Below are 24,248 nucleotides of genomic sequence, written 5' to 3'. Positions count from 1 at the left end.
TTAAGAGGAAATCATGAAGTTATTATCTTTTCAAGGGTTTTGAAATAAAAATGAGGTGAATAATCATGAGAATTCTGAAAAATGTAATTAGTTCAATACTTGTAATGTTTATGTTTTTATATGGTATAAATGTAAATGTAAAAGCAAATTCAGATGAGATAGCAAAGTTAAATATGAACGAAACATACAGTAATATTGATTTAACTGCTGTAACTAATTTTAATACACAGATCATGGGGGCAAATTTAGTAAAGCTTTCATGGAATGCTGTTAAAGGTGCAGATGGATATATTATATATCGTAAAATTGCAGATGGAAAATTTGAATATCGATACATGGTAAGTAATACCACATATACTGATACAACAGCGCAAACAGGTGAGTATAACTTTTATCGTGTATATCCATATAAGAATGTGAATGGAAAACGTGTACTTGGTCCATCAAATGAATATAAGTATGTTAAACCTGCACCATTAGGAGTGAAAAATCTTAAAGCACAAGCAACTGGAACTACTTCAATTAAACTCACATGGAATGCAGAAAAAGATGCGGATGGATATATTATATATCGCAAAATTGCAGATGGAATATTCGAATATCGATACATGGTAAGTAATACCACATATACTGATACAACAGCAAAAACAGGTGAGTATAATTTTTATCGTGTATACCCATATAAGAATGTGAAGGGAAAACGTGTACTTGGTCCATCAAATGAATATAAGTATGCTAAACCTATGCCGTTGGCTGTTACTAATTTAAAAACAATAAGACAAAATTCTAATATAAAAATTACGTGGAATACAGTATCAAATGCAGATGGTTATATTATTTATCGCCAATCACCAAATGATTCAAAAATGGTTTATCGTTACATGGTAAACAGTACATCGTTTGTCGATACTCAAACATCGGCACCAGGGTATTATTATTATCGGGTTTATGCATATAAAAATGTGAATGGAAAGCGAGTTCTAGGCCCTTCAAATAATTATAGTTATGTTAAAATACCTAAGACTATAAAAAAATATATAGAGGGTATGTATCGAGTGGGGATAGATGTACCTGAGGGAGAATATATCGTTTTTAAAAACAATGCTAATTTAGGATATTATAAAGTCACATTAACAGGAAATAATGATGATATCATCACTAATGATATTCTTGAGTATAATGGATATATTACATTGCAAAAAGGACAAAGCATTTCTTTAAATGGTTTAGATATGTATCCTGTAAATCATGCGCCAGATTTAGATATGAGTAGCGAAGGAATGTTTAAAGTCGGGAAAGATATTCCAGCAGGAACATATAATGTAGTTGTAAATCCAGAAAAAGAATATGGTTATTATGCGATTTGTAATGATTCTTATAATCGATGGGATAGTATTGAGTCAAATGATTACTTTAAAGGCAATAGATTTGTTACAGTAAAAGATGGCCAATACCTTCAAATAAAGGATAGCAAAATAGAAAGAATAAATTAACCTTGTTAAATTTGATCTGTTAATTAATCAATGAAAATAACAAATTCATATAGAATGGAAAGATTTAGAATTTACATGGATTAGTTGAAAATATAAAATTCACTAAAGTTATTAGCATAAAAATAAATTAGAAACTTTTAATAATTTGATTTTTTGTTAGAAAAAATATAAGATTATTTTTCTAAACTTATTTCTTAAGATTATGTAAGTACTGAAATAAATATTGTGCATTGAATTTTATTTGATGTATAACTTAACTCTAGTAAAAAAAGGAGAATTTTATGAAAACTTTGATCATTTTAAGCACAGTTATAAGCTGTATGGGCGGACAAGTTTTGCCTGCTATACCACTTCGTCAAGAAGCGCCACCAGTTGTTTCCAGTGTAGCTAGTATTGACAGTCATATTGTTGTAAAAAATGGAAAAGCATATTATATGGAAAATGGTAAAGTATTAATGGGACTATTTTCAAGAAATAATAAAACTTATTATGCACCAGAATGGGATAAAGGGGCATTAAAAACAGGGTTACAATTAGTAAACGGAAAGAAATATTATTTTGATGAAGTTACTTATGCACAAAGAACTGGAATTGTGGAAGTCTCTTATGGAAGTAATACACAAAAACATTATTTCTTATCAAATGGTGGGATAGCAATGGGCCTTTATACTGATAATAAGGGGGATACGTACTATTTTGCAGGAACTAATGGAGTTCTAGTATATGGACTTCAAAATATCAATGGTAAAAAATATTATTTTGATGAAAAGACTGGGAAGCAAAAAGTAGGGCTTGTGACAATTGATTATGGAAATGGAAAACAAACACATTACTTTTTGAAAGATGGTGGTGTAGCAACGGGACTTTATACTGATAATAAAGGCGATACATACTACTTTGCTGGAAATAATGGAATCATGGCGTACGGACTCCAAAATATTAATGGAAAAAAATATTATTTTGATGAGAAGACAGGGAAACAAAAAATAGGGTTTGTGACAATTAATTATGAAAAAGGTGAACAAACACATTATTTTTTGAAGAATGGCGGTATTAAACAAAATGGATTTGAGGTCATTGATGGAAAGAAATATTATTTTGCAAAAGATAGCGGTATTATGTATAAAGATATCAAAATAATTAATGATAAAAAATATTATTTTCATCCCAAAACTGGTGAATTATTAAATGGAATTTATCGTGCAAATAATGGTTTTACCTATTATTTTGATGAAAATACTGCAAGTGGCGTAAGAACTGGGCTTCAAACATATCAAGGTGATACTTATCTGTTTTATAAAGAATCAGGAATTATGCTGACTGGTCTTTTTTCGGTAGGAAAAGATCTTTATTGCTTTGATGAGACTAGTGGAAAGGCATTAAAAAACACAAGTTATAATTTGTATCATGTAATTATTCAATTTAATAATAAAGGTATTATGATGAATCATTATATTGATGATGATTATAAAGATGATGTACGACCCAATATTATTAATAAAGCATTGGATAAAATAGGTGTACGTTATACAACTGATCCAGATGGTTATGTATGCAGTTCCTTTGTCACTTTTGCTTATGAAAATCTAGATATTGATTTATGGGATTATCGTGCTGAATCTTTTGAGCAAGCAATGTTTGTAAAAAATAATAACAAAGAAATTACAAGGGAACAATTAAAGCCAGGCGATTTGATTTTCTGGTCAAAGCCAAATTGTGGTGACCCAGAATGCGATCACACTGATCAAGTTCATCATATTGCAATTTATTTAGGAAATAATAAAGTTATTGAAGCGAATGAAACTTTCGGTCTTGTCGATGTTCAAAACATTACTTCTGATGATAACTATGTTTTATATTCTTATGGAAATATCATTCCTCAAGAATTAGAATCATTAGAAGCACCCGAAAAATTAGAAGTTACTCCAGGAACTAATGATAAATTGAATATAACATGGGAAAGTAATGAGCTCGCTGATGGTTATATATTATATCGTAAAGATCCTAACGAAACAATATATAAACAGATTGCTAAGATTACTGGGAATATGAACACTTCTTACGCAGATACTGCAACAAAACGCAGTCTCTATTCTTATAAAATTGCATCTTATAAAAATGTAAAAGGTAAAGAAAAAGTCAGTGAAATGTCTATGGCAGTTGATGGAATGAGGCTGTTAGATGCTGCAAATAACTTGAACGCAGTACCAGCAGGAAAGAACAAAGTAAAGATTAGCTGGGATAAAGTAGAAAATGCAGAAGGTTACATTGTATATCGTCGAATTGGTAATGGTAATTTTGAATATCGTTATATGGTAAAAGGAACAGAATATACAGATACAACAGCGTCGAACAGTGAATATAATTACTATCGTATTTATCCGTATGTAACATTGAACGGGAAACGTCAATTGGGAGTAGCAGGTAATTATGTTTATCAAAAGGGGGGATTAGCTGCTGTAAATAACTTGAATGCGGTACCAGCAGGGAACAATAAGGTAAAGATTAGCTGGGATAAAGTAGAAGATGCCGAAGGTTATATTGTATATCGCCGAATTGGTAATGGTAACTTTGAATATCGTTATATGGTAAAAGGAACAGAATATACAGATACAACAGCGTCGAACAATGAATATAATTTTTACCGTGTTTATCCTTATATTACTGAAAATGGAAAACGTCAATTGGGAGTAGCAGGTAATTATGTTTATCAAAAAGGCGGTTTAGCTGCTGCAAATAACTTGAACGCAGTACCAGCAGGAAAGAATAAGGTAAAAATTAGCTGGGACAAAGTAGAAGATGCCGAAGGCTATATTGTATATCGTCGAATTGGTAATGGTAACTTTGAATATCGTTATATGGTAAAAGGAACAGAATATACAGATACAACAGCGTCGAACAATGAACATAATTTTTACCGTGTTTATCCTTATATTACTGAAAATGGGAAACGTCAATTGGGAGTAGCAGGTAATTATGTTTATCAAAAGGGAGGCTTAGCTGCTGTAAATAACTTGAACGCAGTACCAGCAGGAAAGAACAAAGTAAAGATTAGCTGGGATAAAGTAGAAGATGCCGAAGGTTATATTGTATATCGCCGAATTGGTAATGGTAACTTTGAATATCGTTATATGATAAAAGGAACAGAATATACAGATACAACAGCGTCGAATAATGAATATAATTTTTACCGTGTTTATCCTTATATTACTGAAAAAGGGAATCGTATTTTAGGTCCAAGTAATATGTATAAATATGCGAAAGGCAATTAATAAAATAGAACTATGAAAGAAAGAAGTAGAGTGAAGAAAACTTTAAAATTTATACTCTGTATAGCTTTATTACTTTTGCAAAATGATTTTAATGTTTTGGCAGAAGTAAATGAAACAGAAACTGAAATTGTTGATGAAAATAGTTATCAAAAAATTAATCTTAATGAAATAGACAAAATGAAAAATGCTGCTATGGGACAAAATCAAGAAATGACAAGCAGAGATTTTCGTGATGTTGGTCCATATTGGGTTAATGAGAATGGTATTAAAAGTTTTTATGATGCAAACAATGTGCTTTTTGAGAGAAAAGGAACAAAGAAAATTATTGATGTTTCCGAACACAACGGAAAGATAGATTGGAAAAAAGTAAAATCCTCTGATGTTGATGGTGTGATTATTCGTGTTGGATATGGACATCTAATGGAAGATAAATATTTTCAATACAATGTTAGTGAGTGCAATCGTTTGGGAATTCCTTATGGTATTTATCTTTATAGTTATGCATATGATGCGAATTTTGCTTATGAAGAAGCAAATGGAACTGATGAGATGTTGAAGTAGGTAAACTTAACATATCCTGTTTATTGTGGTATAGAAAATTTTACCCCTTCGTCTTATCATGGAATTATGCGCTATCCACCTAAATATGTATCAGGAATATGAAAAGGTTTTATCACATATCTGAGCTGTATAAAAGAGTTAGGTTATGGTGATAATACGCATGTGTATAGTTATCGTTCTTTTCTTCAAAGTAAATTGGATACTAAATAATACTTTCTCATGTTTCTTGGGTTGCTGCTTATACTCTACCTTAACTTTTACTTAATCCCATTATAAAGGCGATTATGGATGGAAATATACCTCAATTATCAGAGTGAGTACAACTTTTATAAGGTATATATTTACAAAATTATAAATGGTAAAAGGCAATTAAGTGTATCGGATTAATATGTTTATGCGAAGCCTAGACCTAAAACAGTGAAAAAGTTTAAAGCTGAGATATAAATGCAGAAGCTGATGGTTATATATTACAGGCAAGCACCAGGTGAATTGTGTATGAATTATCGCTATATGGTAAAAGGGAATAATTCATCTATGATGCACAGATCACTAAATCGGAATATTATTTCTAACGTGTATATGCCTATAAGATGATTGATGGAAATGAGTTATAAGTTCTAGTAATACCTATGTGTATGCAAAAAATAAATTAAATATAGATAATTGGAGAATATAAAGCCTATTAATTACCTGTTTATAAGACTGATTAGGAAAATATGTAAAGTAAATGAGTATTCCGTGACGAGAAGTTTATACAAAAAGCTGAAAAAAGATTAATAGAAACAGTGATGAGGTCCAGTAAATCCGTTAAAAAGCCTATGCAAATATGAATATAAAAGGGGCTGTAACGAATAGTCATTAAATTGGGCTACAGAACGTTACAGCTCTTTTTTCGTGTGTTTACAGTGGTATTCATAATGTATATCCATAGTCCTGTTTCAGATTCGCAAACACACCTTCTGCCTAGATGCTTCTCTGCATCATAATTTTCTTTCCTTCCTCGCTTTCGAGATTCTTGCGCACCTCTTTATGATATTTTTCCATATCCCGGCTTCTGTTCAGTGTCCTGCCTTTCCTTGCTTTTGTGCATCTCGATCTCAAAGGGCAGTCTCCGCAATGCTCATTCACATATTTCTGATTTGTCTTTGGATACATACTTCTATGATCCAGCGTTGATGATACCAGCGTAAAAGCATGCCCAGCTGGACATATGATCTCACCGTTCTCATTCTCTTTCATTTGAAAGCTTTTGAACTGATTCTTTTTCGTTTTCTTCTCTTTTTCTTTCTCATATCCAGGATATTTCAAATACTGCTCAATGTGGTGGATACTGTTATAACCGTAATTATTATATCAGCCATATCCAGCATCTGCACTGATATAGATATGCCGGATATATTCGCTGCTTACTCCCATCTGCACATTATATCCCGGTTTGAATACACCGGTATTGTTATAATAATCATATTTCATATGCATGAATGTTGCATCTGGATTTGTCTTAGAGAAACTGTTGCGTTCTGCAAGTATATCTATATGAAGCGTATATTTATACATCTTTAGCCCATATTCCTTTAATTCATCATAGTATCTCTGGACTTTATGCTTTCTTTTCCCCTTACCATGTTTGAACTCTATCCCATGTCCATTCATGCATCGTTCGATCCAGTCACAGACATCCATCAGATAATCAAGTCTGATTTCATGATAGACTGAAAAAAATCATTGATAATTCAAGGTCATTTTTAATATTACGGTTTAGACTCTTAATGCATTTCATTGTCTTTTCCCAGCATCTGGCTCTATATTTCGTTATGGCCTTCTTCCACACAAAGGTCATTTTGTTTGCGTTCGCTTCAAATTTAGTGCCATCAAGATACAGTACATATGTATCTACAGTATCCTGCTGTTCAATGTAATTGTTGATCTCAGTGAATATCTTATCTATCGGCATTTTCAGATCATCATGGATGAAGCAGTGGAAAGCCTGATGGCAAGGTCTGTAATTATTCATAAGAGATATGAAACGGATATCAGTACGGCACAGTTTCTCAAGTTTTCTAGTGGAAGCGTAACCGAACAAGCCCATGCGAGGATAACCGTAATTCATATAGATGCCATTATAGCCATGAGTATTTCTGTTAGTGAAATCAATATGCTTATTTAAATTTATACCTCCTGTGATTTCAAGAACAGTGCGTGAAATATCATCATGTGCTATGTCATTTTTGGAAAGAAAATTGAATTTAATGGCAGGATCGCTTGATATGTGCTATAATTTTTCTTAGGTAATATATTTAATACAAGCAATTAATTTTACCAAATAATAAGCACTTTTTCCAGTATCTGGATGATTGCTTTTCGATTTCTATGTCTGCTTGCTCGTTACAGCCCCTATGATTTTGGACATGTGCTGATTTTAAACCGCTTGCAAATTATTCCTGCTTTTTTCTTCAAACAATTTGACAAAAAAGAGGTAAATATTTTAACGTTTTTTAAAGAAGTATTGATTTCAATCTTTTTTAATTAGAATTTTTTCCCCTTAAATCATACGGCAAACAATAAATAGGGGAGGCTTCGCCTATCAAACTTATTTTCAGGTTTGCCTTTATAACATCTATGACCAATTTTCGTGATGAAAGTAACATAGCAATGATCCATCCTTCAGCATCCTTTTTCAACCTTGGTAATTGTCTATTATCCAAGAATGTATGAAACTTGTGTAATATTAAGGAAATGTAATACAAATCGTATGGTCAAATAGTTGAAAAACCTTTATAATAGAACTGTTGATTAAAAGAGGAGGCTGTTTATGGCAAAGAGAATACATAAGACAAAGAAAACGCCTTTATTTAAAAATGTAGGTTTTTATTTTGTCCTTCTTTATGCATTACTAACTTTAGGTATGATTGTTCAGGTATTCACGGTAAATGTGATCCCTATGAAATATGCAATGATTGTATGTGTCATATTATTATTACTGCTTTTAGGAATGTATTATCTCCAGTTTGGGAAAAAAGTAAATAAAGTAAATAAGGTATTGGGAAAAATATTGATTGTTATATTAGCGGTGTTCTTAGGCGTTGGCAACTGGTATTTATTTAAAACAGGATCAGCATTCTCCAGAATGACTGGGGATGATACGCAGACATCTATTGTATCTGTAGTAGTGATGAAAGAGAATAAAGCTGAAAGTATTGAAGATTTAAAAAATAGTAAATTTGGCTTAACAAAAACAGGAACTCAGGATATCATGAAAAAGGGACTTGCGGACATAAAGAAAGACGCAGGACAGGATATATCAACGGTTGATTATAAATCTTATAAGACTATTGCTGATGATCTATATGATGGGAAAATTGACGCTATTATTATGGATGAAGCCACAAGAAGCTTGTTTGAGGATAATCATTCTAAGTTTGACTCAGAAACAAGGATAGTAAAAAGCTACAAATATAAGACTACAACTAAAGATATTAGTAAAAATGTAAATGTGACTTCTGAACCATTTAACATTTACATAACAGGTATTGATACTTATGGAACAATATCTACAGTATCCAGATCTGATGTTAATATGATTGCGACAGTGAATCCTAAAACACATCAGATTCTGTTAACTAGCATTCCTCGTGACTATTATGTGCCTCAGCCATGTCAGGGAGGTCAGACAGATAAACTGACACACACTGGTATTTTTGGAGTAGACTGCACTGTAGAAACAGTGGAAAATTATTTTGGTATCGATATTAACTATTATGTACGTGTAAATTTCTCAAGCGTAGAGAATATTGTTAATGCTTTAGGTGGTATCACGGTTAATAATCCAGTTGCATTTACAGCAAGTGATGGAACTTATTCTTATGAAGCAGGAGAAGTTTATATGGATGGTGCAAAAGCATTACGCTTTGCCCGCGAACGTTATAATTTAGGGGGCGGTGACCGCGATCGTGGTAAGAATCAGATGAGAGTTATTACCGGAATCATAAACAAAGCAATTTCACCATCAATTATTACAAATTATACGAGTATTTTGGATGCAGTCAGTGGTAGCTTCCAGACAAATATGAGTAACAGCGAAATGACATCTTTGATTAAAATGCAGATAAACGATATGAGTGGCTGGGATATTGAACAAATTTCCGTTAATGGAACCGGTAATGGCAGTGCATGGTCACCGGCAAACGGATTTAATTCCTGGGTGATGGAACCAAATGTCAATACAGTGAAACGTGCTGTTGAAGTTATAAAGAAAGTTGAGAACGGAGAAGATGTAAAAGCTCTTGCTCAACAGGTTATGGAAGAAAACACAGCCGATGAATAATATTTAAATAAAAAGTCAGGTTATTTTGCAGATTTTATTGCATTATAGACTGACTTTTTTTGCATACGGATACTTATATTCTAAATTTTTAAATATGATTTATTTTACGTGCTCTATAATTGCATGGATAAAGACGGTATACGTAATCGATTAGGATTAGATTCAGTATATTGGCTTTATAGCATCGAAAATATTATTGTAAAGCGTAATGACATATACAGAAGATTTCTAAAGGTATAATCGATTTTTCAATGAACAAATGATTTAATGCAAATGAAATTTAATTTTCATGGACAGGAATTTACAATTAAACGATTTGAATACGTTTCAGAATATCAAAATCAAAATTTGCTAGGTTTTGTATATGAAATAGAGCTATCTGACGCATCTACAGATTTATCTTTAATTAGCTATATTGTTGACGGAGAAGAGTATGTTGTGAATGGTCATATAGTTTCGAATATCAAGTTAAACTATGATCGTCAGCAATTGAATTTATTAAATGATTATACTTCACACTTAACTGTAAATACTCTACCCTTAATAAAGGATAAATTTTGGGTCTGTTCTTGCGGGTTTTGTAATGCAGCAAAATCAGATGTCTGTGAATCGTGCGGTTCTGAAAAACAGAATTTGATTGAATTGATGAATGAAGACTTAAGAGAAAGGGCTTATAAGCAGCCAGATAAATTTTTAAGAATGGATGAGCAACAGACGCTTGACAATATTCTTGAAAATTTTGCAATAAAAATGGAAGATACTTACGGTTTAGTAAAAGCAAATTACTATCATGTCTGGATAAGGCCTCGTTAAAAATAAAGTATGAAGAGCTGATAACTAACAAAATTAAGAAATTTCTAGAAGATGAAAAACTTACCTTATCTGTTGATTTAAGCTTTGAAGAAAATATAAGACAGTATTGTGAGAAGATAACCGGTGCGCTGATAACAACAGAAATGGTCACGCAGCTAGGAAATCTGAAAGAACGTGAAGTAGAGTACCGACAGCTATGAAAGTCCCAGATGCGTGTAAATCAACAGAGGAGAAAGAAGCTGGCTATCATGGTTGGATCAGGAGCTCTAATTCTGATTGCACTTCTTATCAATACAGTGATGCAGCAAACGTCACATGACAATGAAAATATTTCTGACACTGTTTCTGCTAAAATAGAGCAGAAAACTGAAAAAGAGACAGTAAAGACTGAAAATCACAATCTACCCCAAATCGAGGCTGGTGTATACAGTACGATAGCTTTAAAAAAAGATGGTACTGTGTTATCTACAACAATTCACAAATCTGAAGATAATCGTGGACAAAATAATGTGAAGAACTGGGAGAATATAATACAAGTATCTTCTAATGAATATCATACTGTAGGTTTGAAAGATGACGGTTCTGTTATTTCAACGTCAATAAATACTTCTAATGATACAGGACAAGAAGAAGTAGATAGATGGACTGATATTGTTCAGGTATCAGCAGGGATGTGGCGTACCGTTGGGTTACGCAAAGACGGTACAGTAATTTCTACATTCATTGATGACATGTATGATTTTGGGCAAGGAGATGTAGATGCTTGGACAGATATCATTCAGGTTTGTGCAGCATGGGATCATACCATAGGATTGAAAACGGATGGAACAGTTGTATCTACAAAAATCAATAATGAAAAATATGATTTTGGTGAAACGGATGTGACTGATTGGACCAGTATAGTACAAATAGCGTCAGGATCGAACCATACATTGGGAATAAGAAATGACGGAACTGTTGTTTCGATAGGATATGAAAAAGATGGATGTTGTTCTGTTTCAGGTTGGCGTGATATTATTGCAATATCAGCGGTAGATTTCATAGTATAGGACTCCGTAAAGATGGAACTGTGATATCTATAGAAATTCTTGATAAAAAAGAAAATTTTGGACAAACTGAAATAGCTGATTGGAACAATGTTGTGCAGATTTCTGCTGGGTGGCTTCGCACTGTGGCTTTAACACAAGATGGACATATTTTATATACAGAAATTAATAAAAATTAGATAATAAAAATCAAGCCTAAATTTCAGAAAATATCACTTCATTATCAGTAGATCACTTGTCTACGACAAAAAGATGGAATCTTCCATTTTTCTGAGAAATATTTATAATATAAATAGGCTATCTTTGAAAGATAGTGTTGTTCTTGCACATACCGTAAATGATTTTAGCTAGTTTAGCGGTACATGCAACCTTGGCGGCTTTTGAATTTAACGGATTCAATTGCTACCTTTTCTTTTGATAAAACTGATTGATGGGATTTACTTTCTTTAGCCTTATATTACATGTGACCGCCAAATACAGTAGACATCGTAATCGCTTGTTTCTCCCTTCTTTGAGATAGATAAATGATCACCATCCAGTTGTCCTGATTGACTGATATTTGGATCTAAGCCAAGATAAGCTATCTATGCTTCCCGTGTCTCAAATCGCTTTATATCACCTATTTCTGCCAATATTCTAGATGCCAGGTTAGGATCGATTCCATCTATGCTTAAAATAAGATAATATTCATTTATCGTTTCCGCTATCTGAATTATTTTCCGTAGGGTTTCATCCGCATCGTTTCTGATCATCTCAACTTTCTCTAACAGGTCCTGTAATATCTAGTATAGGATAGAGCTGCTCATTATATAAATGAGATTTCATGATGCGATATGGAGTATACAATCCAGGATAGGGGCATGGGGAAAAGTAATTTTATCATAAAAAAGTGTGAAAACTGCTTGATGAAAACCAATTATAATAAATAACGAATTTGCATAACAGAACCTTTAATTCGTACAAATAAGATAATCATCACTCATCATATTGGTATTCTGATATCCTAAGGATGGAAGGAGGGAGTAGAATGGCGATTACAAAGAACCAATCAGGAACGTATGCTGCTGTTGATATTCATTATAATCGGCCTGCCTGTGCACCGCATCAGAATGTTATCAATTATCTCAATCATCTGCATTCATGGTGATTCACAAAAGCTTAATGGCTTATCTAGGCTGTGGTTATTCACGTGTTCTTGTTGGACCACTGGGAAATGATGAGTTGTCAGATTTCCTCAGTGTCACTCCACAGAACAAGTATGAAATTGCATATACTATGTATTTGAAAAAAACAAATACAACAGCTGATGCAAATTCCGTTATACTGGATGATATGTATTGCATGGGTACATATCAGGGATCAGAGAAAATGAGCAACTATCTTGTTTTCTGTGATGAGTGGCCTCAGGATGCTGATGTTCGTGAGACACTTTTGAGTTTTAAAATTCCGGAAGAAATGTAAGCTTAAGCATGATCCTGTTCAATATATTTTCGGATAGGATTATTTTGCACATGCGGGAATAATGCACACATGTAAAGAAACTGATTACGAAAAGCAGAGCTTTCTTCAATAAAAATCAGTATGTATGTAACATAAAGGAGAAGATAAAATGCAAGCACATCAAAAAAGCATGAAAGACGGAATACAGAATATTCTGTTTCCTGTGGAGCACATGAATATCACGCAGGGTAATAATGGATCATACTCACATCAGGGAGTTAATGCGCTTGATTTAGCAGGCTATAAAGGTGGATGCAGTCCTTTATATGCTCCCTTTGATGTAGTCTGTGTCGGCGTTGATGGACCGGATTTGGGAAATGCAGTATTCTGGCAGTCTCAGAATAAGGTTCGCTTTGCGGATGGAACAATGGACTATGCTACGATTATGATTATACACGACAACAATCTTGACGGTATCAGAGTTGGTGTAAAATATAGCCAGGGCACACAGATAGCGAATGCGGGAACTGCAGGCAGAGCTACAGGAAATCATAATCATTTTGAAATTGCAAAGGGAAAATTTACATACAAATATGACCTGAATCAAAAAACCAAGGTGTATCATTTGCCGAATTCCATCAGTGCGGATAAATGCTGTTTCGTAGATAAAACAGATATAATAAATGGCAATAATATGAAGTGGAAACATCTTTAGTTTACAACCAAAAAGAGGAGCCGATTCTATCTTGGAACAATGTCATCAACTTAAGGTATCTTGACAAAAAAAGAGTATTCAGTATAGAGAACAATCAATATGTTCCTATAGAGGATACTTTTTTTTGAAAAATAAGTGCGCAAAAAAACACGAATTTGATACTATCATACTATTTCACACTACATCAATAAGAATAACGATAAGTCATTCTATGTTTATTCAATCGCTTTTTCTGTCTGCTATATATGCTATTTCTGTCTTGGCGTATTGGACAGAGATGACGCATCATCTCTTTATCCATTTTTACTGATGCTTTTTTGGCTAGCTTTGGATGATCATAATACACAAATATCTTCAGTAGATAGTGTTTCAATTTTCCACTCGCATAATTTCTATTAAATGCCATCTCATATTTATATCTTTCCTGTCGTATGGTACTTAAGTTTTCTTTTGAACATACGATATCAGATACAGCATTGTATACTAATGCACATGCGTATATATCCTGCTTTATCAATTGTTCCCGATAACCTGAGAATTCTTCCATCTTTAATTGTGACTTCATGGAGCGATAGCAGGTTTCTATGTCCCAGCACAGATGATACAGTTCCTTCATACTTTCTGTATCAAAAATCAGTTTCAGAAAGATTTGTCAATAATATCTCTGTAGCTGTACTTCCGTCATTGAGTACGATTTGGAATTTCACAAAACGTAAATGGTAGGTAGTATTCATAAGTTTTATCCGAAATGATCTATCCTCACGGAAGTGATTACTCCGCAATCTACCATATATGACATCAATCCATTTATCATCTTCATCATCACGAAGTTCTTCACATTCCCTTTTAAAATCATTTGCTTTTAATCGAAAGACAAAATATTGACCGCTTTCTAACATCTGATCGATCAGCTTAATAGAAGGATATCCTCTGTCAAATATACAAACCATTTTTGATCCTTGAGGTAAGATATCTCGTGCATAACCCAAATGATCTTCTGCGCTTGATTTCTCACTGTATTTATACGAATTTATAGATATATCTATAATACATTTATTAATGACATCAAAAATACTGGAAGCAGAACCCATCACAGGATCATTATCGCCATCGTGCAATTTTTGTTTTCCAAACCTCTTTATTATCTCTCCATTTAGGTATCAAAAAAATCGCTTCCATCAATCGCCATAATATAATAATCATTTAATTTTAATAATTTCTTTTCTGCATATACATCTCTGTTGATATCATGAAGAATTGTACGAAGGGCATCAGGGTTAAATTTCATCCGCGCATTAAAATAACCTGTTTGTGATATTTCTATATTTTCATCAACTTGTTCAATGAAATCAGAAATTTCATTCTTCTGTGATTTTCCGGTTGTGGCAAGCATCTGCATAAAGATATGAGGCAAAAGGATTTTTCTCTTTCTCGTATAAGCATTTTGATTATTTCCACGGATAATATCAATATATTCAGTATCGAGCAGAAAAGCGGTTCTATGAATCCTGTTTAGATAAGATTTTTCACACGACATCATAAGGACTCCTCCGGATAAACCAATAATGGTTTATTCTTAGCATAAGCAGCTTTAAGATAAGGGATCTGATCAAAAGTGACTTCTCCAAGATAAGCAACAGTCTCCTGAGAAACTTTTGTACCATTTCTAGTAGATTTCACAATACTGGCATAGATTTTGGATCCTTTTTTCCAAGTTCTCACATACATAACAGCACCATCGTACACACTACAAATCAATTTAGATATATATTAAATAATGTGTAATCATCCTTTCATTTCACACTACAATTATAGCATAATTAAAGGTGAAATAGATACCCATTTTAGGTAATCATTTCACCTTTTTTCGTTTTCTATACAATAAACCACACATTTGTCAAGATACCTTAAGTTGATGACATTGCTATCTTGGAACCGGTTCTTTTATAATAAGCAAATTGCAGTATTTGTTATTATATTCGCATGACATGTAGATCCGAAGCACCAAGATGCAGAAATATATTACAGTATGTACAGGATGAATCAGTTATGCGCATACTTATGATTCCTTATAAAGAAAAGGAGTGTAAAACACAATGGCAAATGATTTAATTTTAAAGGTTGAAAAGGATCATACAATTTCTATGGACTGTGGTGGTATTAGAGAGACATACAGCCTGAAAGAAGCCCCGGATGCATCCTCTACACTAGTGGTGACAGAGAAAAAGAATATACTTCACAAAATGGATTTGGACACCGTACTCAAGAATCTTGATAATTCTGTAGATTTGCTAAATGTTGCATATCATGCGGTGTATGGCTTTGATGTACAAACGCAGATATGGGATCTGCAGAAAACATTGATGGATCTAAACGATAAGGGAATCAATGTGATTGACGATTTCGCAAGACAGTCCTCTGCTGTTATTCATGATTTGATTGGTTTCTTTGACTGGCTGACTAAGGGTGCGGAAAAGGTTGCAATCAAGAAATTGGAACGCTTTTCTGTAATTGCAGGTACAATGAGCAGACAGGCGGAGCAGCTGGCAAAGGACTATCAGAAAATGGCGGGGGATACTTCAGAAACCTTAAAAAACACTATTGACGAAAACAATCGCCAGTATGCACATCAGGATCAGATACAGAAGGAGATGGCGGATTTTCAAAGTGAGCAGGAAGCGGCGGATATTGCCCAACAGGAAATTAAGAAACGTCTGACCAGGCTGCAGACCGAATATGAGAAGCTTAGCAAGGCAGAGCTGGATGCTGAAAAGCATCAGCGTACAATGGACATCATGGGCGCTGTATTCTCATTTCTTGGCAGTGCTGCTTCTGTAGCAGCTGATGTGGCAGGGAAATCAGGTTCTACAGAAAGCTCAACTGAGGATAAGGAAAAGCTTGACACTGCACAAAAAGAAGCAAATGCCGCAAAGGATAGACTCGAAAGTCTGAAGAAAGAGAAAGAGGAACTTGTTAAAGCTCTTGAAACAGCGGATAATGATGAAAAAAGGGAAAGCATCAGGTCTGACATCCGTGCTAAGGATATTGAAATTACGGAAGCAGAAAAGCAGGTTAACAAAAAATCAAGTGCGCTTAAGAGCATTAGTGCAGCTTTACATGGTGTTTCTTCACAAATTGCCGAGCAGTCACAGAAGGAGAGCAGCGTACAGGAAAACCGCAGCAAGAGATTAACGGAAATCAACGCTGAGCTGATCCGTTTGGAAGAGGAACAGACAAAGCAATTAGCCAATCTTGCCAAATATACAAATCGACTGAAGACGATGGTAATTGAAAAAAACAGTGTGGAAGCAGCTGTTCGTTCCCTGATAGTTGCTGTATCCTGTTTAAAAAATGTTGTTGTTGCTGTTATGGACATCGCTTTATTCTGGACATCTATGGAAAAATGCTGCAAGGCTCTTGCCACATCTGATTTAAAGGATACAATTCAAGATCTTCAGGAAATTGACAAAGAAGAACGCATTGAATTTTATTACACAGACAGTGTTATGATCCCGTTACTGACGTATATGGTACAGTGGGCAGCTGTAAAAAGCATTTCCACAGACTTTATCAATGGTGCTGAAAATACAAGATTCCGTTTAAACGAGACAATTACAAAAGCAGATAAGGCTGAAATGAGCAGAGAACAGCACTGGGATATGGCTTCTAAAACAGCTGGTAATGTTGCAAATAACCTGAATCGGCAGGTTGCAGAAAGCAATAAAAAAATCAGCACACTGAAAGGCTAGCTTATGGAAAATAAAGATAATAGCGCAGATAAAAACATGAAAAAGACGGATTCAGCTAATCTGCAGCTGACAAAAATCATGGAACAGATTTTACAAATGCTGCAAAAAAATTCCATTCATATGGATCTTAGTGATGAGGATATCGCCAGGCTGGAACGACAGGAACAGAGCGTTTTGGATTCTTTGGAGCAGATCAGAATTCAGGCCGATGAGAACAGAAATAGGATTCGCCGGATATTTGATGAAAAAAAAGTACTATGTGACCAATTGAACGCAAATCTACCTGTTCTGTATGTACATATGGAAAGATTGAAACAGAAAAATCATGAGCAGGAGAGTATATATGAAGGTAGAAAGAATTTATATGATGCATATAATGCTTCCTATATAAGCAAACAAGAAGCATACAGCATAGCACAGGAAGAACTCGAAAGTGCCAGAAGAAAAGCAGAGAAACAAAATGAGCTGTTAAAAAGATGGTTCTGGGTACCCGGATATGGAGCTTATCTGGCTTTTGACAAGCTGCTGAATGATCAGGAAGCAGACACAGCTGCAGCCTATCGGGAATATTGTGCTTCCGGAGAAAGACTGGCAGCAATCAGTCGTGATTTGGAATCCGCAAAGTATGATTATCAATGTAGTCAAACAGAAAAAAATAATGTACAAAAGTCATATGATGATAAGGTAGATGAAATTAAAAAAGTACAGGGACAGCTTCACCAGATGAAAGAAGAAATGGTACACTGGGAGCTGATTCTCAGTGAAGTGAATGCATTGTATAACAAAATAAAAAATGCAAGTCTGGGACCTGATGAAATCATCGCAATGCAAGCCGAACTTATACAGCTTCAGCAATTATGAAGAAATTCATTCTATTCATTCTGATCATAGGCTGCTTTGGCTGTGAGAGTGCTTCGCAGAAAACATCCTGTGACTATGAGCTTGTTTTTGATCAGGCACTCGGATATGGTATCAATGAACACGATGGCACACCTGCTGCGATTTCAACACATGTGGCAAAGCGTAACAGCATCCTGCTCGCAAAATCTAAGGACTCCTGTTTCGATCAAAGCTTGCAAAAGGCTGCCAGAGCCACTCTGGACAATTCAGATACAAAGCATGATTATCATCCGGAGGAAACAAACAAAGATGAAATCCTGTTTTATATTCCATATACAGATATTCAACAGGGGGATATGCAGTTTGAGGTACAGATAGGGGATGCCTGCAAAAAAGAGAGTGTTAATACAACCGTTATACCAGTGAAGAAATTTCTGATTGTACCGCTTCTGACATCTAAGAAAAAAAAGGAGCATTCCGTCATGAATACCCAAATGCAAACCTGGCATAATGAGATATTAAAAAGGTTACCCTTATCCCGGAACGGATTGCAGCTGATACTGCATGATTCTTTGGATATTAGAGGGGATATGTACGATATGGACACATGGTTTGGCAGACTTCGTACCTGGAATCTGTTAAAGCATTTAAAAAATGAATTTGAATGCGATGGTGTTATCGGTCTATCACCGGAAAAAATGGATTTGAATGATCAAAAGGACGCTTTAAGCGGCTTTACGTTTGGTGCAGATACGACTGTTATACTTGAAAACGGTGATGAAACAGCAATAACGATGGTACATGAAATTTCACACTTTTATCAAATTGGTGATGAGTATGCTGGCGGTCAGTTGAATCCGGAGGTAAACATTCCGCCATATGGAATGAAAGGTACAGATATGCTTCATCCGGGTACTGCAGCAAGCGGATTAAATCCATATATTCATGGTGGGAAAAATGATGAAAAGCAGGGGAGTGGTACACTGATAACATCAAGTCAGATACCCTATGATAGTGTTGAACATAAACTGATCCGGCACGATATGACAAGCTATATGGGGAAAGACGGCTATGCTATGCAGGTATACTGGACAACCGGAATGATTTGGAAGCATTTGATACAGGAATGGAGAATTACAGAATGACAGAAAAAAGTAAAAGACTAAAGCAGCTGTTGAAGGTTATTGAAGATAAAGAAAAGAACTTAACGGATACTGAAAGAATGAATTATCAAAATCTAAAAATTCTGCATATTGGTATGCAAAGCAAACTCTATAAAATTATGCTGACATGGGACTTTGGATGGAATGCATTGCAGAAGAATCAGTATACAGATCTCCAAGAGTCTTTAGATGATGATGCTGATTTTTATAAACAGGCATTGAAATCTTGGATGAGTCTAAAGCCGGTTCCGGAAATCCCGCAGATAGAGGAATTTGTTGATATTTATGAGCAGTGGCTAATTGAAATGCTGCATCATGATATACAGGATGCTTTTCATAATATGATAAATGATCCGGATAAGGAAAGCCTACGCAGACTGATAACAGATTATCGGGATAAGCTTCAGCATATCTATATAGATGAAGAAAGCTGAATAATAAACAACAGGATGCTTGTGTCCTATGCTAGGGCCTTACTCACTCATATTCAATCATCAGGCTAACCGATTGTGCATAAATACAGATAAGGAGAATTCAACACTATTGTAGAAAAGCAATAGAATTTGAATTCTCCTTTTTACAAACACTCTAACGTAAGAAAAAACCGTATGGTACTATTATCATTTTTTATTCAAATAAATAAGGCAGCAATCTGTTAAACCTGATCTTTTAAAAAAGAGCGATATCTGCGATTGACGATTAGACATTCCTCATTATCTAGAGTTATGCTCCGGTGGCAGTCTTTTTCAATACGAACAGATTTTATATGAATTGAATTAACCAGAGTGCTCTGATTTATTTGACAGAAGCCACAATTATGCAGTTGCTTTTTTAATTCTGAAAATCGAAGGTAACAGCGATAGACATCTTTTTCTGTATAGATATATACTTTATGATCTATATTCTCTATATAATATATCTCGTGACAGGTGACAAGGTAAAGATTATGCAGTTCATCATATACTTTAATTCGTGAACTGTTTTTCTGTAGATAAAGGATTACATTATAAATATAATTCTTGTTTCTACTGCACGCCCGCAGTATAATTGTGTCTTCTGTTATGGTATTATCAATCTGTATTATAAAATTCATTTGAAATCCCCTCCCATATGTAATCTATCGTAATGATTTTAAACGCGAAATTTCAGAAACAGGCAGGATGTTACCAATCGATCACCATAAGTTACAATATCATGAGGGCTGCATAAATAGTAAACCACTAAATCTAATAACAAACCAATTGAAGCAGATCGTTTTTATTAATTTCAGTTCATATATATGATCGGAACTAAATTATGTAATTTCAGTTGATAATCCTCCATAAAGAAATACATAAAAGGTGAGTTACATAAAGGATTGATCCAATGAAAATTCTTATTATAGTGTAACCATACAATGGATGAAAGCTCTTTATCATGTAAGGGATATCGGCTTTATAAAATAACTAAATAATCATGAAAGAAAAAACTGACAGATGCTGTCAGTCTTTCTATTTTCAGTTAATCATCAATTGCAAAAGGAGGACGTGTCGGATCGAAGTAATCACTATTTGCACGTTCAAATGCCTGCCTGTTTGCTTTATAGCTGGCTGCCCCTAATTTTGCAATCAGTAACTCTGCAGCCGCTTTCATATCATCAATGCCGCGCCCGGACTCTGTGATAGCTTCCCCATGAACACCAACCTCTGCCATACCGATTGGGTAATTAAACACAGGGTGCCAGTGAATAGCGACGGATGGATTGATCTTCTGCATGAGTGGCAGCTCCTGGCGTAATAATACACTGGCGTTGTCAAGCACGCGGAAATATACATGAACCGGAAGCCGGCCGTATTGAGAAACAAAGGTTCTGGAAATAATATTCCATAGTGGTGCTTCCAGATTCCATAAAGTAGTAATTGGCATCGTGTTTAACAGCTTACCGAGAACTGTCTGTTCCAGAGGACAGCGGCTTTTTTCATAAGAGAAAATGCTCAGATCAATACCGCCTGACCATAAAGCAAGCTCACGACCTCCCGGTATTATCAATAAAGCTCGAAGCTGATTGGCGAATTGCTCAAACTCAGGATTGGTGGAGCGAACGACACCACGTAGGAAACTCATGTAATTTTCATTCGCCCGTTTCTGTTTATCAGAACTGGAAGCTTTGGCAATTTTTTCAGAAAAGTAAATGTAATTCTCCTGATAAATTGATTTCAGAGGCTCTGGAATTTTGTACTTCATCAACAGGGCATTGAACTGGACAGCATCTTTGATAATTTCGGCTTCTTTTTGAGCATCCTTGTTCAGTTCTCTTTGGTGACGAAAGCCATCGATCAGTAGCTTCCACAATGCTTCTGCTTCCGCAGCTGTTTTCCTTTCCTTTTTCATTACTTCTAAAAATGCCTCGTACGACGGATGTGACAGAGGATCCCGGTTCATAGTGATAATAGGATCCATGTTGGCCATAGCCAAACTTTTTAATATTGTATCTTTTATGTACATAATATGTACCTCCTAATGACTATTATTGTAATGATTTTCAGATGAATGGAATCTGAATGTGTGAAAATGTCCAAATTTACTGCAGGATAATGCAATTCTGAGTTATTAATACAACGTAAGCAGAAAGAAAAGGTTAAAACATTTGCTGACGGATCACCAGAAAGTATCCGTATATTGATACATACGATCATATTTTTATGCTTCATAAACTCCACTATACCGTAATAATTTATTCATGATATAATATTGTCCAAAAGGGGGAGTAATATGGCTTTGAATGTCGTTATTTGTGAAGATGATCATCTGGATGCCGTCGTGCTTCATGAAGCAATTCATAAAGCAGAAAAAAGGTTCTCCTTTGAATGTCGATTAACCCTTTATACATCTGGAGAAGAGCTTCTGCATTCCCTGCGCCTGAATATTCCATGTGATCTCATCATTATGGATATCTATCTGAAAGAGGAGAATGGTGTGCAAATCATTCAACAAGCCCGGCAGCTACAGGAATCCCTTGAAGTTGCGTTTCTCACAACCAGTAAAGAATATGCACCGGAAGCATTTCAGTTAAATGCAATTCATTATATTGTGAAACCCTTGACAGACTTTCAGATACAGGAAATGTTTCGTCGTTATTTTGAACGCATGCGCCTGCCTTTGCACACATTGAAGCTGCAAACAGAACGAACTATATGCGAGCTGCCAATTCATCGGATACAAAAAATAGAAAGCAGAAACAAAGGGGTTGAAATATATCTTTCCAGAATGGAAAGTCCGTTCTTCCTTAATATGCCATTTGTCCGACTGGAAGAAGAAATACAGGAAGAAGAGCTGATTACCGTAAGTCGTGGCTTAATTGTAAACCTGTCCTTTATCAAGCAAATTTACCGTGACGGAAATTGTCTGTTAAGAGACGGTACAACGATTATCATAAGCCGCCGGAGAAGAAGTCAGGTATTACAGAAATATCACGATTATCTTTTTCAAAGATCAGAAGCTGGTACACTGTTATGTCAGTAAATCTATTATTCTTGCACTTTGCCGGCTTTTTACTGCAGACTCTGCCGTTTGCTTTCCTTGCCTGCCTGCCGTTTCTCAATCATCTGATTTATGGCGGGAAAAAGCAAATTCTATGCTTTTGCTCAGCTGGTCTCACTTTTGCAGCCCTGGTGTTCACCCTCCTTATGAATTATCTATATACCAGGGATGGAAGCGGCTTTGCGAATATGAGAGGCGCAGCTGATATGTATTTTCTGGTAGTTTTGCTGATAACAGCCGGATATATCTATCGTCACACACAGGAGCTATTTATAAAAAAACTACTGGTTTATATGACAGTCATACATTACGGTGCCGTCATCTTTACGTTCGTAACACCATTCGTTAACATAAGCTCTTCCATATTTTATGACCCTACGTATACAATTTATAATAAAAATGTAGGTGTGAATCTGCTGTTACTCATCGTAAGCTATCCTCTGGTTGCACTGTTTATGAGGAATACCATGGCTCGTATACTCCCTGCGATGGATCGTGCTGCAGCGCAAAGAGGCTGTCTGTATCTTGTCTCTGTCATGTTTCTTTATTGTCTTTGTATTTTTACGATGACGAATCGTACGGCCGGATTCCTCGATGACAGGGATATGCTGCTTTTTCTCACATCAGTGCTGGCTACGGATGCAATCGTATATTATATGTATTTTTCCGAGCTTAAGGTCTCACTAACAAATCAGGAGCTAAATCAGCAGCTGGAATCCTTTCAGACGCAATATGAAAAAATTACCAGCAGTATCGAGGATGCGAGAAAAATCCGCCACGATCTGCAGCATCATCTGAATGTAATCCGCTCAATGCTGCAGGAAAACAGGCTGGAGGATCTGGATTGCTACCTCACACAATATACCCGATCAATTGATGAAGTCAGTCAACAGAAATATACAGCCTGTCCTTTGCTTGATAGTATTCTGAATTACTATATGCAACGCTGCGCAAGTGCGTGTATACCCATAGAGATAGATGCTGTTGTTGTGAAGGCGCCGCCAATCGAAGCGATTGACCTAACTGTTCTGCTGGGGAATGCACTGGAAAATGCGATACAGGAAAGTGAGCTGACAGAACTGGCAGATATTCAAATCTATATTCGTTATGTGGATGAGTATCTATTGATTCGTGTGGAAAATGAATGTAATTACAAAGCCGATTCAGGGATGATAGTGCCTAAAAAGCATTCACAGAAGCATAGCTATGGCATGATCAACATGAGAACGGTATGCGAAAAGTATGGTGGAAATGCAGCTTTCTATAAAGCAGACACAAAATTTATCGCAAGCTTTATCCTGTATCCCTGATTT

General features: G+C 35.1%; 21 protein-coding genes and 1 pseudogene. 15 read left to right on the top strand and 7 right to left on the bottom strand.

Going from position 1 to position 24,248, the window contains the following annotated elements:
* Positions 1–65 precede the first annotated feature (65 nt).
* The 3 genes from G4D54_20840 (at position 66) to G4D54_20830 (ending at position 5,326) form a co-directional block, all read left to right on the top strand.
* Complete coding sequence (locus G4D54_20840; protein ID QJA04706.1) at positions 66–1,493, top strand: hypothetical protein; 1,428 nt, start codon at positions 66–68, stop codon at positions 1,491–1,493.
* A gap of 281 nt (positions 1,494–1,774) precedes the next feature.
* Complete coding sequence (locus tag G4D54_20835) at positions 1,775–4,765, top strand: hypothetical protein (GenBank protein ID QJA04705.1); 2,991 nt, start codon at positions 1,775–1,777, stop codon at positions 4,763–4,765.
* A gap of 12 nt (positions 4,766–4,777) precedes the next feature.
* The gene (locus tag G4D54_20830) at positions 4,778–5,326 is read left to right on the top strand and encodes a hypothetical protein (protein ID QJA04704.1); all 549 of its coding nucleotides are present in this window, start codon (positions 4,778–4,780) and stop codon (positions 5,324–5,326) included.
* Between the two features lie 963 nt (positions 5,327–6,289).
* Here the strand turns inward: G4D54_20830 and G4D54_20825 are convergent.
* Positions 6,290–6,634 (bottom strand): hypothetical protein, encoded by a 345-nt coding sequence (locus G4D54_20825; GenBank protein ID QJA04703.1) that lies wholly within the window; start codon positions 6,632–6,634, stop codon positions 6,290–6,292.
* 394 nt (positions 6,635–7,028) lie between these two features.
* Entirely contained in the window at positions 7,029–7,436 is a 408-nt protein-coding gene (locus G4D54_20820; GenBank protein QJA04702.1) for a transposase, read from the bottom strand.
* A gap of 702 nt (positions 7,437–8,138) precedes the next feature.
* On the opposite strand from G4D54_20820, the gene G4D54_20815 reads away from it, so the two are divergent.
* From G4D54_20815 to G4D54_20800, 4 genes are all read left to right on the top strand, one after another.
* The gene (locus tag G4D54_20815) at positions 8,139–9,650 is read left to right on the top strand and encodes an LCP family protein (protein QJA04701.1); all 1,512 of its coding nucleotides are present in this window, start codon (positions 8,139–8,141) and stop codon (positions 9,648–9,650) included.
* 273 nt (positions 9,651–9,923) lie between these two features.
* On the top strand, positions 9,924–10,463 hold the full coding sequence (locus tag G4D54_20810; protein QJA04700.1) for a hypothetical protein: 540 nt from the start codon (positions 9,924–9,926) through the stop codon (positions 10,461–10,463).
* A 248-nt stretch (positions 10,464–10,711) separates the two neighbouring features.
* Positions 10,712–11,512, top strand: a complete 801-nt coding sequence (locus G4D54_20805; protein QJA04699.1) for a hypothetical protein — start codon at positions 10,712–10,714, stop codon at positions 11,510–11,512.
* A gap of 20 nt (positions 11,513–11,532) precedes the next feature.
* The gene (locus G4D54_20800; GenBank protein ID QJA04698.1) at positions 11,533–11,688 is read left to right on the top strand and encodes a hypothetical protein; all 156 of its coding nucleotides are present in this window, start codon (positions 11,533–11,535) and stop codon (positions 11,686–11,688) included.
* 405 nt (positions 11,689–12,093) lie between these two features.
* On the opposite strand, the gene G4D54_20795 is transcribed toward G4D54_20800, so the two are convergent.
* The gene (locus tag G4D54_20795; protein QJA04697.1) at positions 12,094–12,261 is read right to left on the bottom strand and encodes an IS110 family transposase; all 168 of its coding nucleotides are present in this window, start codon (positions 12,259–12,261) and stop codon (positions 12,094–12,096) included.
* Between the two features lie 391 nt (positions 12,262–12,652).
* On the opposite strand from G4D54_20795, the gene G4D54_20790 reads away from it, so the two are divergent.
* Positions 12,653–12,970 carry a hypothetical protein gene (locus G4D54_20790; protein ID QJA05252.1) on the top strand — a complete coding sequence of 106 codons (318 nt, stop codon included), beginning with the start codon at positions 12,653–12,655 and terminating at the stop codon, positions 12,968–12,970.
* Between the two features lie 148 nt (positions 12,971–13,118).
* Positions 13,119–13,664, top strand: coding sequence for a M23 family metallopeptidase (locus G4D54_20785; GenBank protein QJA04696.1), 546 nt, complete (start codon positions 13,119–13,121; stop codon positions 13,662–13,664).
* 184 nt (positions 13,665–13,848) lie between these two features.
* Here G4D54_20785 and G4D54_20780 read toward each other — a convergent pair.
* Both G4D54_20780 and G4D54_20775 read right to left on the bottom strand, forming a co-directional pair.
* Positions 13,849–15,204 (bottom strand): annotated as a pseudogene (locus tag G4D54_20780) (IS4 family transposase).
* On the bottom strand, positions 15,201–15,392 hold the full coding sequence (locus tag G4D54_20775) for a 2-C-methyl-D-erythritol 4-phosphate cytidylyltransferase (GenBank protein QJA04695.1): 192 nt from the start codon (positions 15,390–15,392) through the stop codon (positions 15,201–15,203). The pseudogene G4D54_20780 and the gene G4D54_20775 overlap by 4 nt, the downstream one beginning before the upstream one ends.
* 368 nt (positions 15,393–15,760) lie before the next feature.
* Here G4D54_20775 and G4D54_20770 point away from each other — a divergent pair, with 368 nt between their 5' ends.
* The 4 genes from G4D54_20770 to G4D54_20755 are packed head-to-tail and all read left to right on the top strand — an operon-like array spanning position 15,761 to position 19,850.
* Entirely contained in the window at positions 15,761–17,413 is a 1,653-nt protein-coding gene (locus tag G4D54_20770; GenBank protein QJA04694.1) for a hypothetical protein, read from the top strand.
* A gap of 3 nt (positions 17,414–17,416) precedes the next feature.
* Positions 17,417–18,274 (top strand): hypothetical protein, encoded by an 858-nt coding sequence (locus tag G4D54_20765; protein QJA04693.1) that lies wholly within the window; start codon positions 17,417–17,419, stop codon positions 18,272–18,274.
* Entirely contained in the window at positions 18,271–19,398 is a 1,128-nt protein-coding gene (locus tag G4D54_20760; protein QJA04692.1) for a hypothetical protein, read from the top strand. The genes G4D54_20765 and G4D54_20760 overlap by 4 nt, the downstream gene beginning before the upstream one ends.
* Positions 19,395–19,850 carry a hypothetical protein gene (locus G4D54_20755; protein ID QJA04691.1) on the top strand — a complete coding sequence of 152 codons (456 nt, stop codon included), beginning with the start codon at positions 19,395–19,397 and terminating at the stop codon, positions 19,848–19,850. Before G4D54_20760 ends, G4D54_20755 begins: the two co-directional genes overlap by 4 nt.
* A gap of 221 nt (positions 19,851–20,071) precedes the next feature.
* Here G4D54_20755 and G4D54_20750 read toward each other — a convergent pair whose 3' ends face one another.
* Both G4D54_20750 and G4D54_20745 read right to left on the bottom strand, forming a co-directional pair.
* Entirely contained in the window at positions 20,072–20,509 is a 438-nt protein-coding gene (locus tag G4D54_20750; GenBank protein QJA04690.1) for a LytTR family transcriptional regulator, read from the bottom strand.
* A 407-nt stretch (positions 20,510–20,916) separates the two neighbouring features.
* Positions 20,917–21,900, bottom strand: a complete 984-nt coding sequence (locus G4D54_20745; GenBank protein QJA04689.1) for a hypothetical protein — start codon at positions 21,898–21,900, stop codon at positions 20,917–20,919.
* Between the two features lie 267 nt (positions 21,901–22,167).
* Between G4D54_20745 and G4D54_20740 the strand changes: the two genes are divergently transcribed.
* Together G4D54_20740 and G4D54_20735 are read left to right on the top strand one after the other, a co-directional pair.
* Positions 22,168–22,917: a response regulator transcription factor gene (locus G4D54_20740; protein QJA04688.1), complete on the top strand. Its 750-nt coding sequence runs from the start codon at positions 22,168–22,170 to the stop codon at positions 22,915–22,917.
* On the top strand, positions 22,908–24,245 hold the full coding sequence (locus G4D54_20735; protein ID QJA04687.1) for a GHKL domain-containing protein: 1,338 nt from the start codon (positions 22,908–22,910) through the stop codon (positions 24,243–24,245). The genes G4D54_20740 and G4D54_20735 overlap by 10 nt, the downstream gene beginning before the upstream one ends.
* Positions 24,246–24,248 lie beyond the last annotated feature (3 nt).

It is taken from the genome of [Clostridium] innocuum (genome assembly GCA_012317185.1).
In the GTDB taxonomy this organism is placed as follows: Bacteria; Bacillota_I; Bacilli_A; order Erysipelotrichales; family Erysipelotrichaceae; genus Clostridium_AQ; species Clostridium_AQ innocuum.
Note: the sequence above shows the minus strand (reverse complement) of the source record. Positions and strands in the feature narration are given on the sequence as shown.

Bases quoted from the DNA above. Each gene is read 5' to 3' on its own strand.
- G4D54_20840 (QJA04706.1), top strand. From the start codon at position 66: ATGAGAATTCTGAAAAATGTAATTAGTTCAATACTTGTAATGTTTATG.
- G4D54_20835 (QJA04705.1), top strand. From the start codon at position 1,775: ATGAAAACTTTGATCATTTTAAGCACAGTTATAAGCTGTATGGGCGGA.
- G4D54_20830 (QJA04704.1), top strand. From the start codon at position 4,778: ATGAAAGAAAGAAGTAGAGTGAAGAAAACTTTAAAATTTATACTCTGT.
- G4D54_20820 (QJA04702.1), bottom strand. From the start codon at position 7,436: ATGAATTACGGTTATCCTCGCATGGGCTTGTTCGGTTACGCTTCCACT.
- G4D54_20815 (QJA04701.1), top strand. From the start codon at position 8,139: ATGGCAAAGAGAATACATAAGACAAAGAAAACGCCTTTATTTAAAAAT.
- G4D54_20810 (QJA04700.1), top strand. From the start codon at position 9,924: ATGAAATTTAATTTTCATGGACAGGAATTTACAATTAAACGATTTGAA.
- G4D54_20805 (QJA04699.1), top strand. From the start codon at position 10,712: ATGGTTGGATCAGGAGCTCTAATTCTGATTGCACTTCTTATCAATACA.
- G4D54_20795 (QJA04697.1), bottom strand. From the start codon at position 12,261: ATGATCAGAAACGATGCGGATGAAACCCTACGGAAAATAATTCAGATA.
- G4D54_20785 (QJA04696.1), top strand. From the start codon at position 13,119: ATGCAAGCACATCAAAAAAGCATGAAAGACGGAATACAGAATATTCTG.
- G4D54_20775 (QJA04695.1), bottom strand. From the start codon at position 15,392: ATGTATGTGAGAACTTGGAAAAAAGGATCCAAAATCTATGCCAGTATT.
- G4D54_20770 (QJA04694.1), top strand. From the start codon at position 15,761: ATGGCAAATGATTTAATTTTAAAGGTTGAAAAGGATCATACAATTTCT.
- G4D54_20765 (QJA04693.1), top strand. From the start codon at position 17,417: ATGGAAAATAAAGATAATAGCGCAGATAAAAACATGAAAAAGACGGAT.
- G4D54_20760 (QJA04692.1), top strand. From the start codon at position 18,271: ATGAAGAAATTCATTCTATTCATTCTGATCATAGGCTGCTTTGGCTGT.
- G4D54_20755 (QJA04691.1), top strand. From the start codon at position 19,395: ATGACAGAAAAAAGTAAAAGACTAAAGCAGCTGTTGAAGGTTATTGAA.
- G4D54_20750 (QJA04690.1), bottom strand. From the start codon at position 20,509: ATGAATTTTATAATACAGATTGATAATACCATAACAGAAGACACAATT.
- G4D54_20745 (QJA04689.1), bottom strand. From the start codon at position 21,900: ATGTACATAAAAGATACAATATTAAAAAGTTTGGCTATGGCCAACATG.
- G4D54_20740 (QJA04688.1), top strand. From the start codon at position 22,168: ATGGCTTTGAATGTCGTTATTTGTGAAGATGATCATCTGGATGCCGTC.
- G4D54_20735 (QJA04687.1), top strand. From the start codon at position 22,908: ATGTCAGTAAATCTATTATTCTTGCACTTTGCCGGCTTTTTACTGCAG.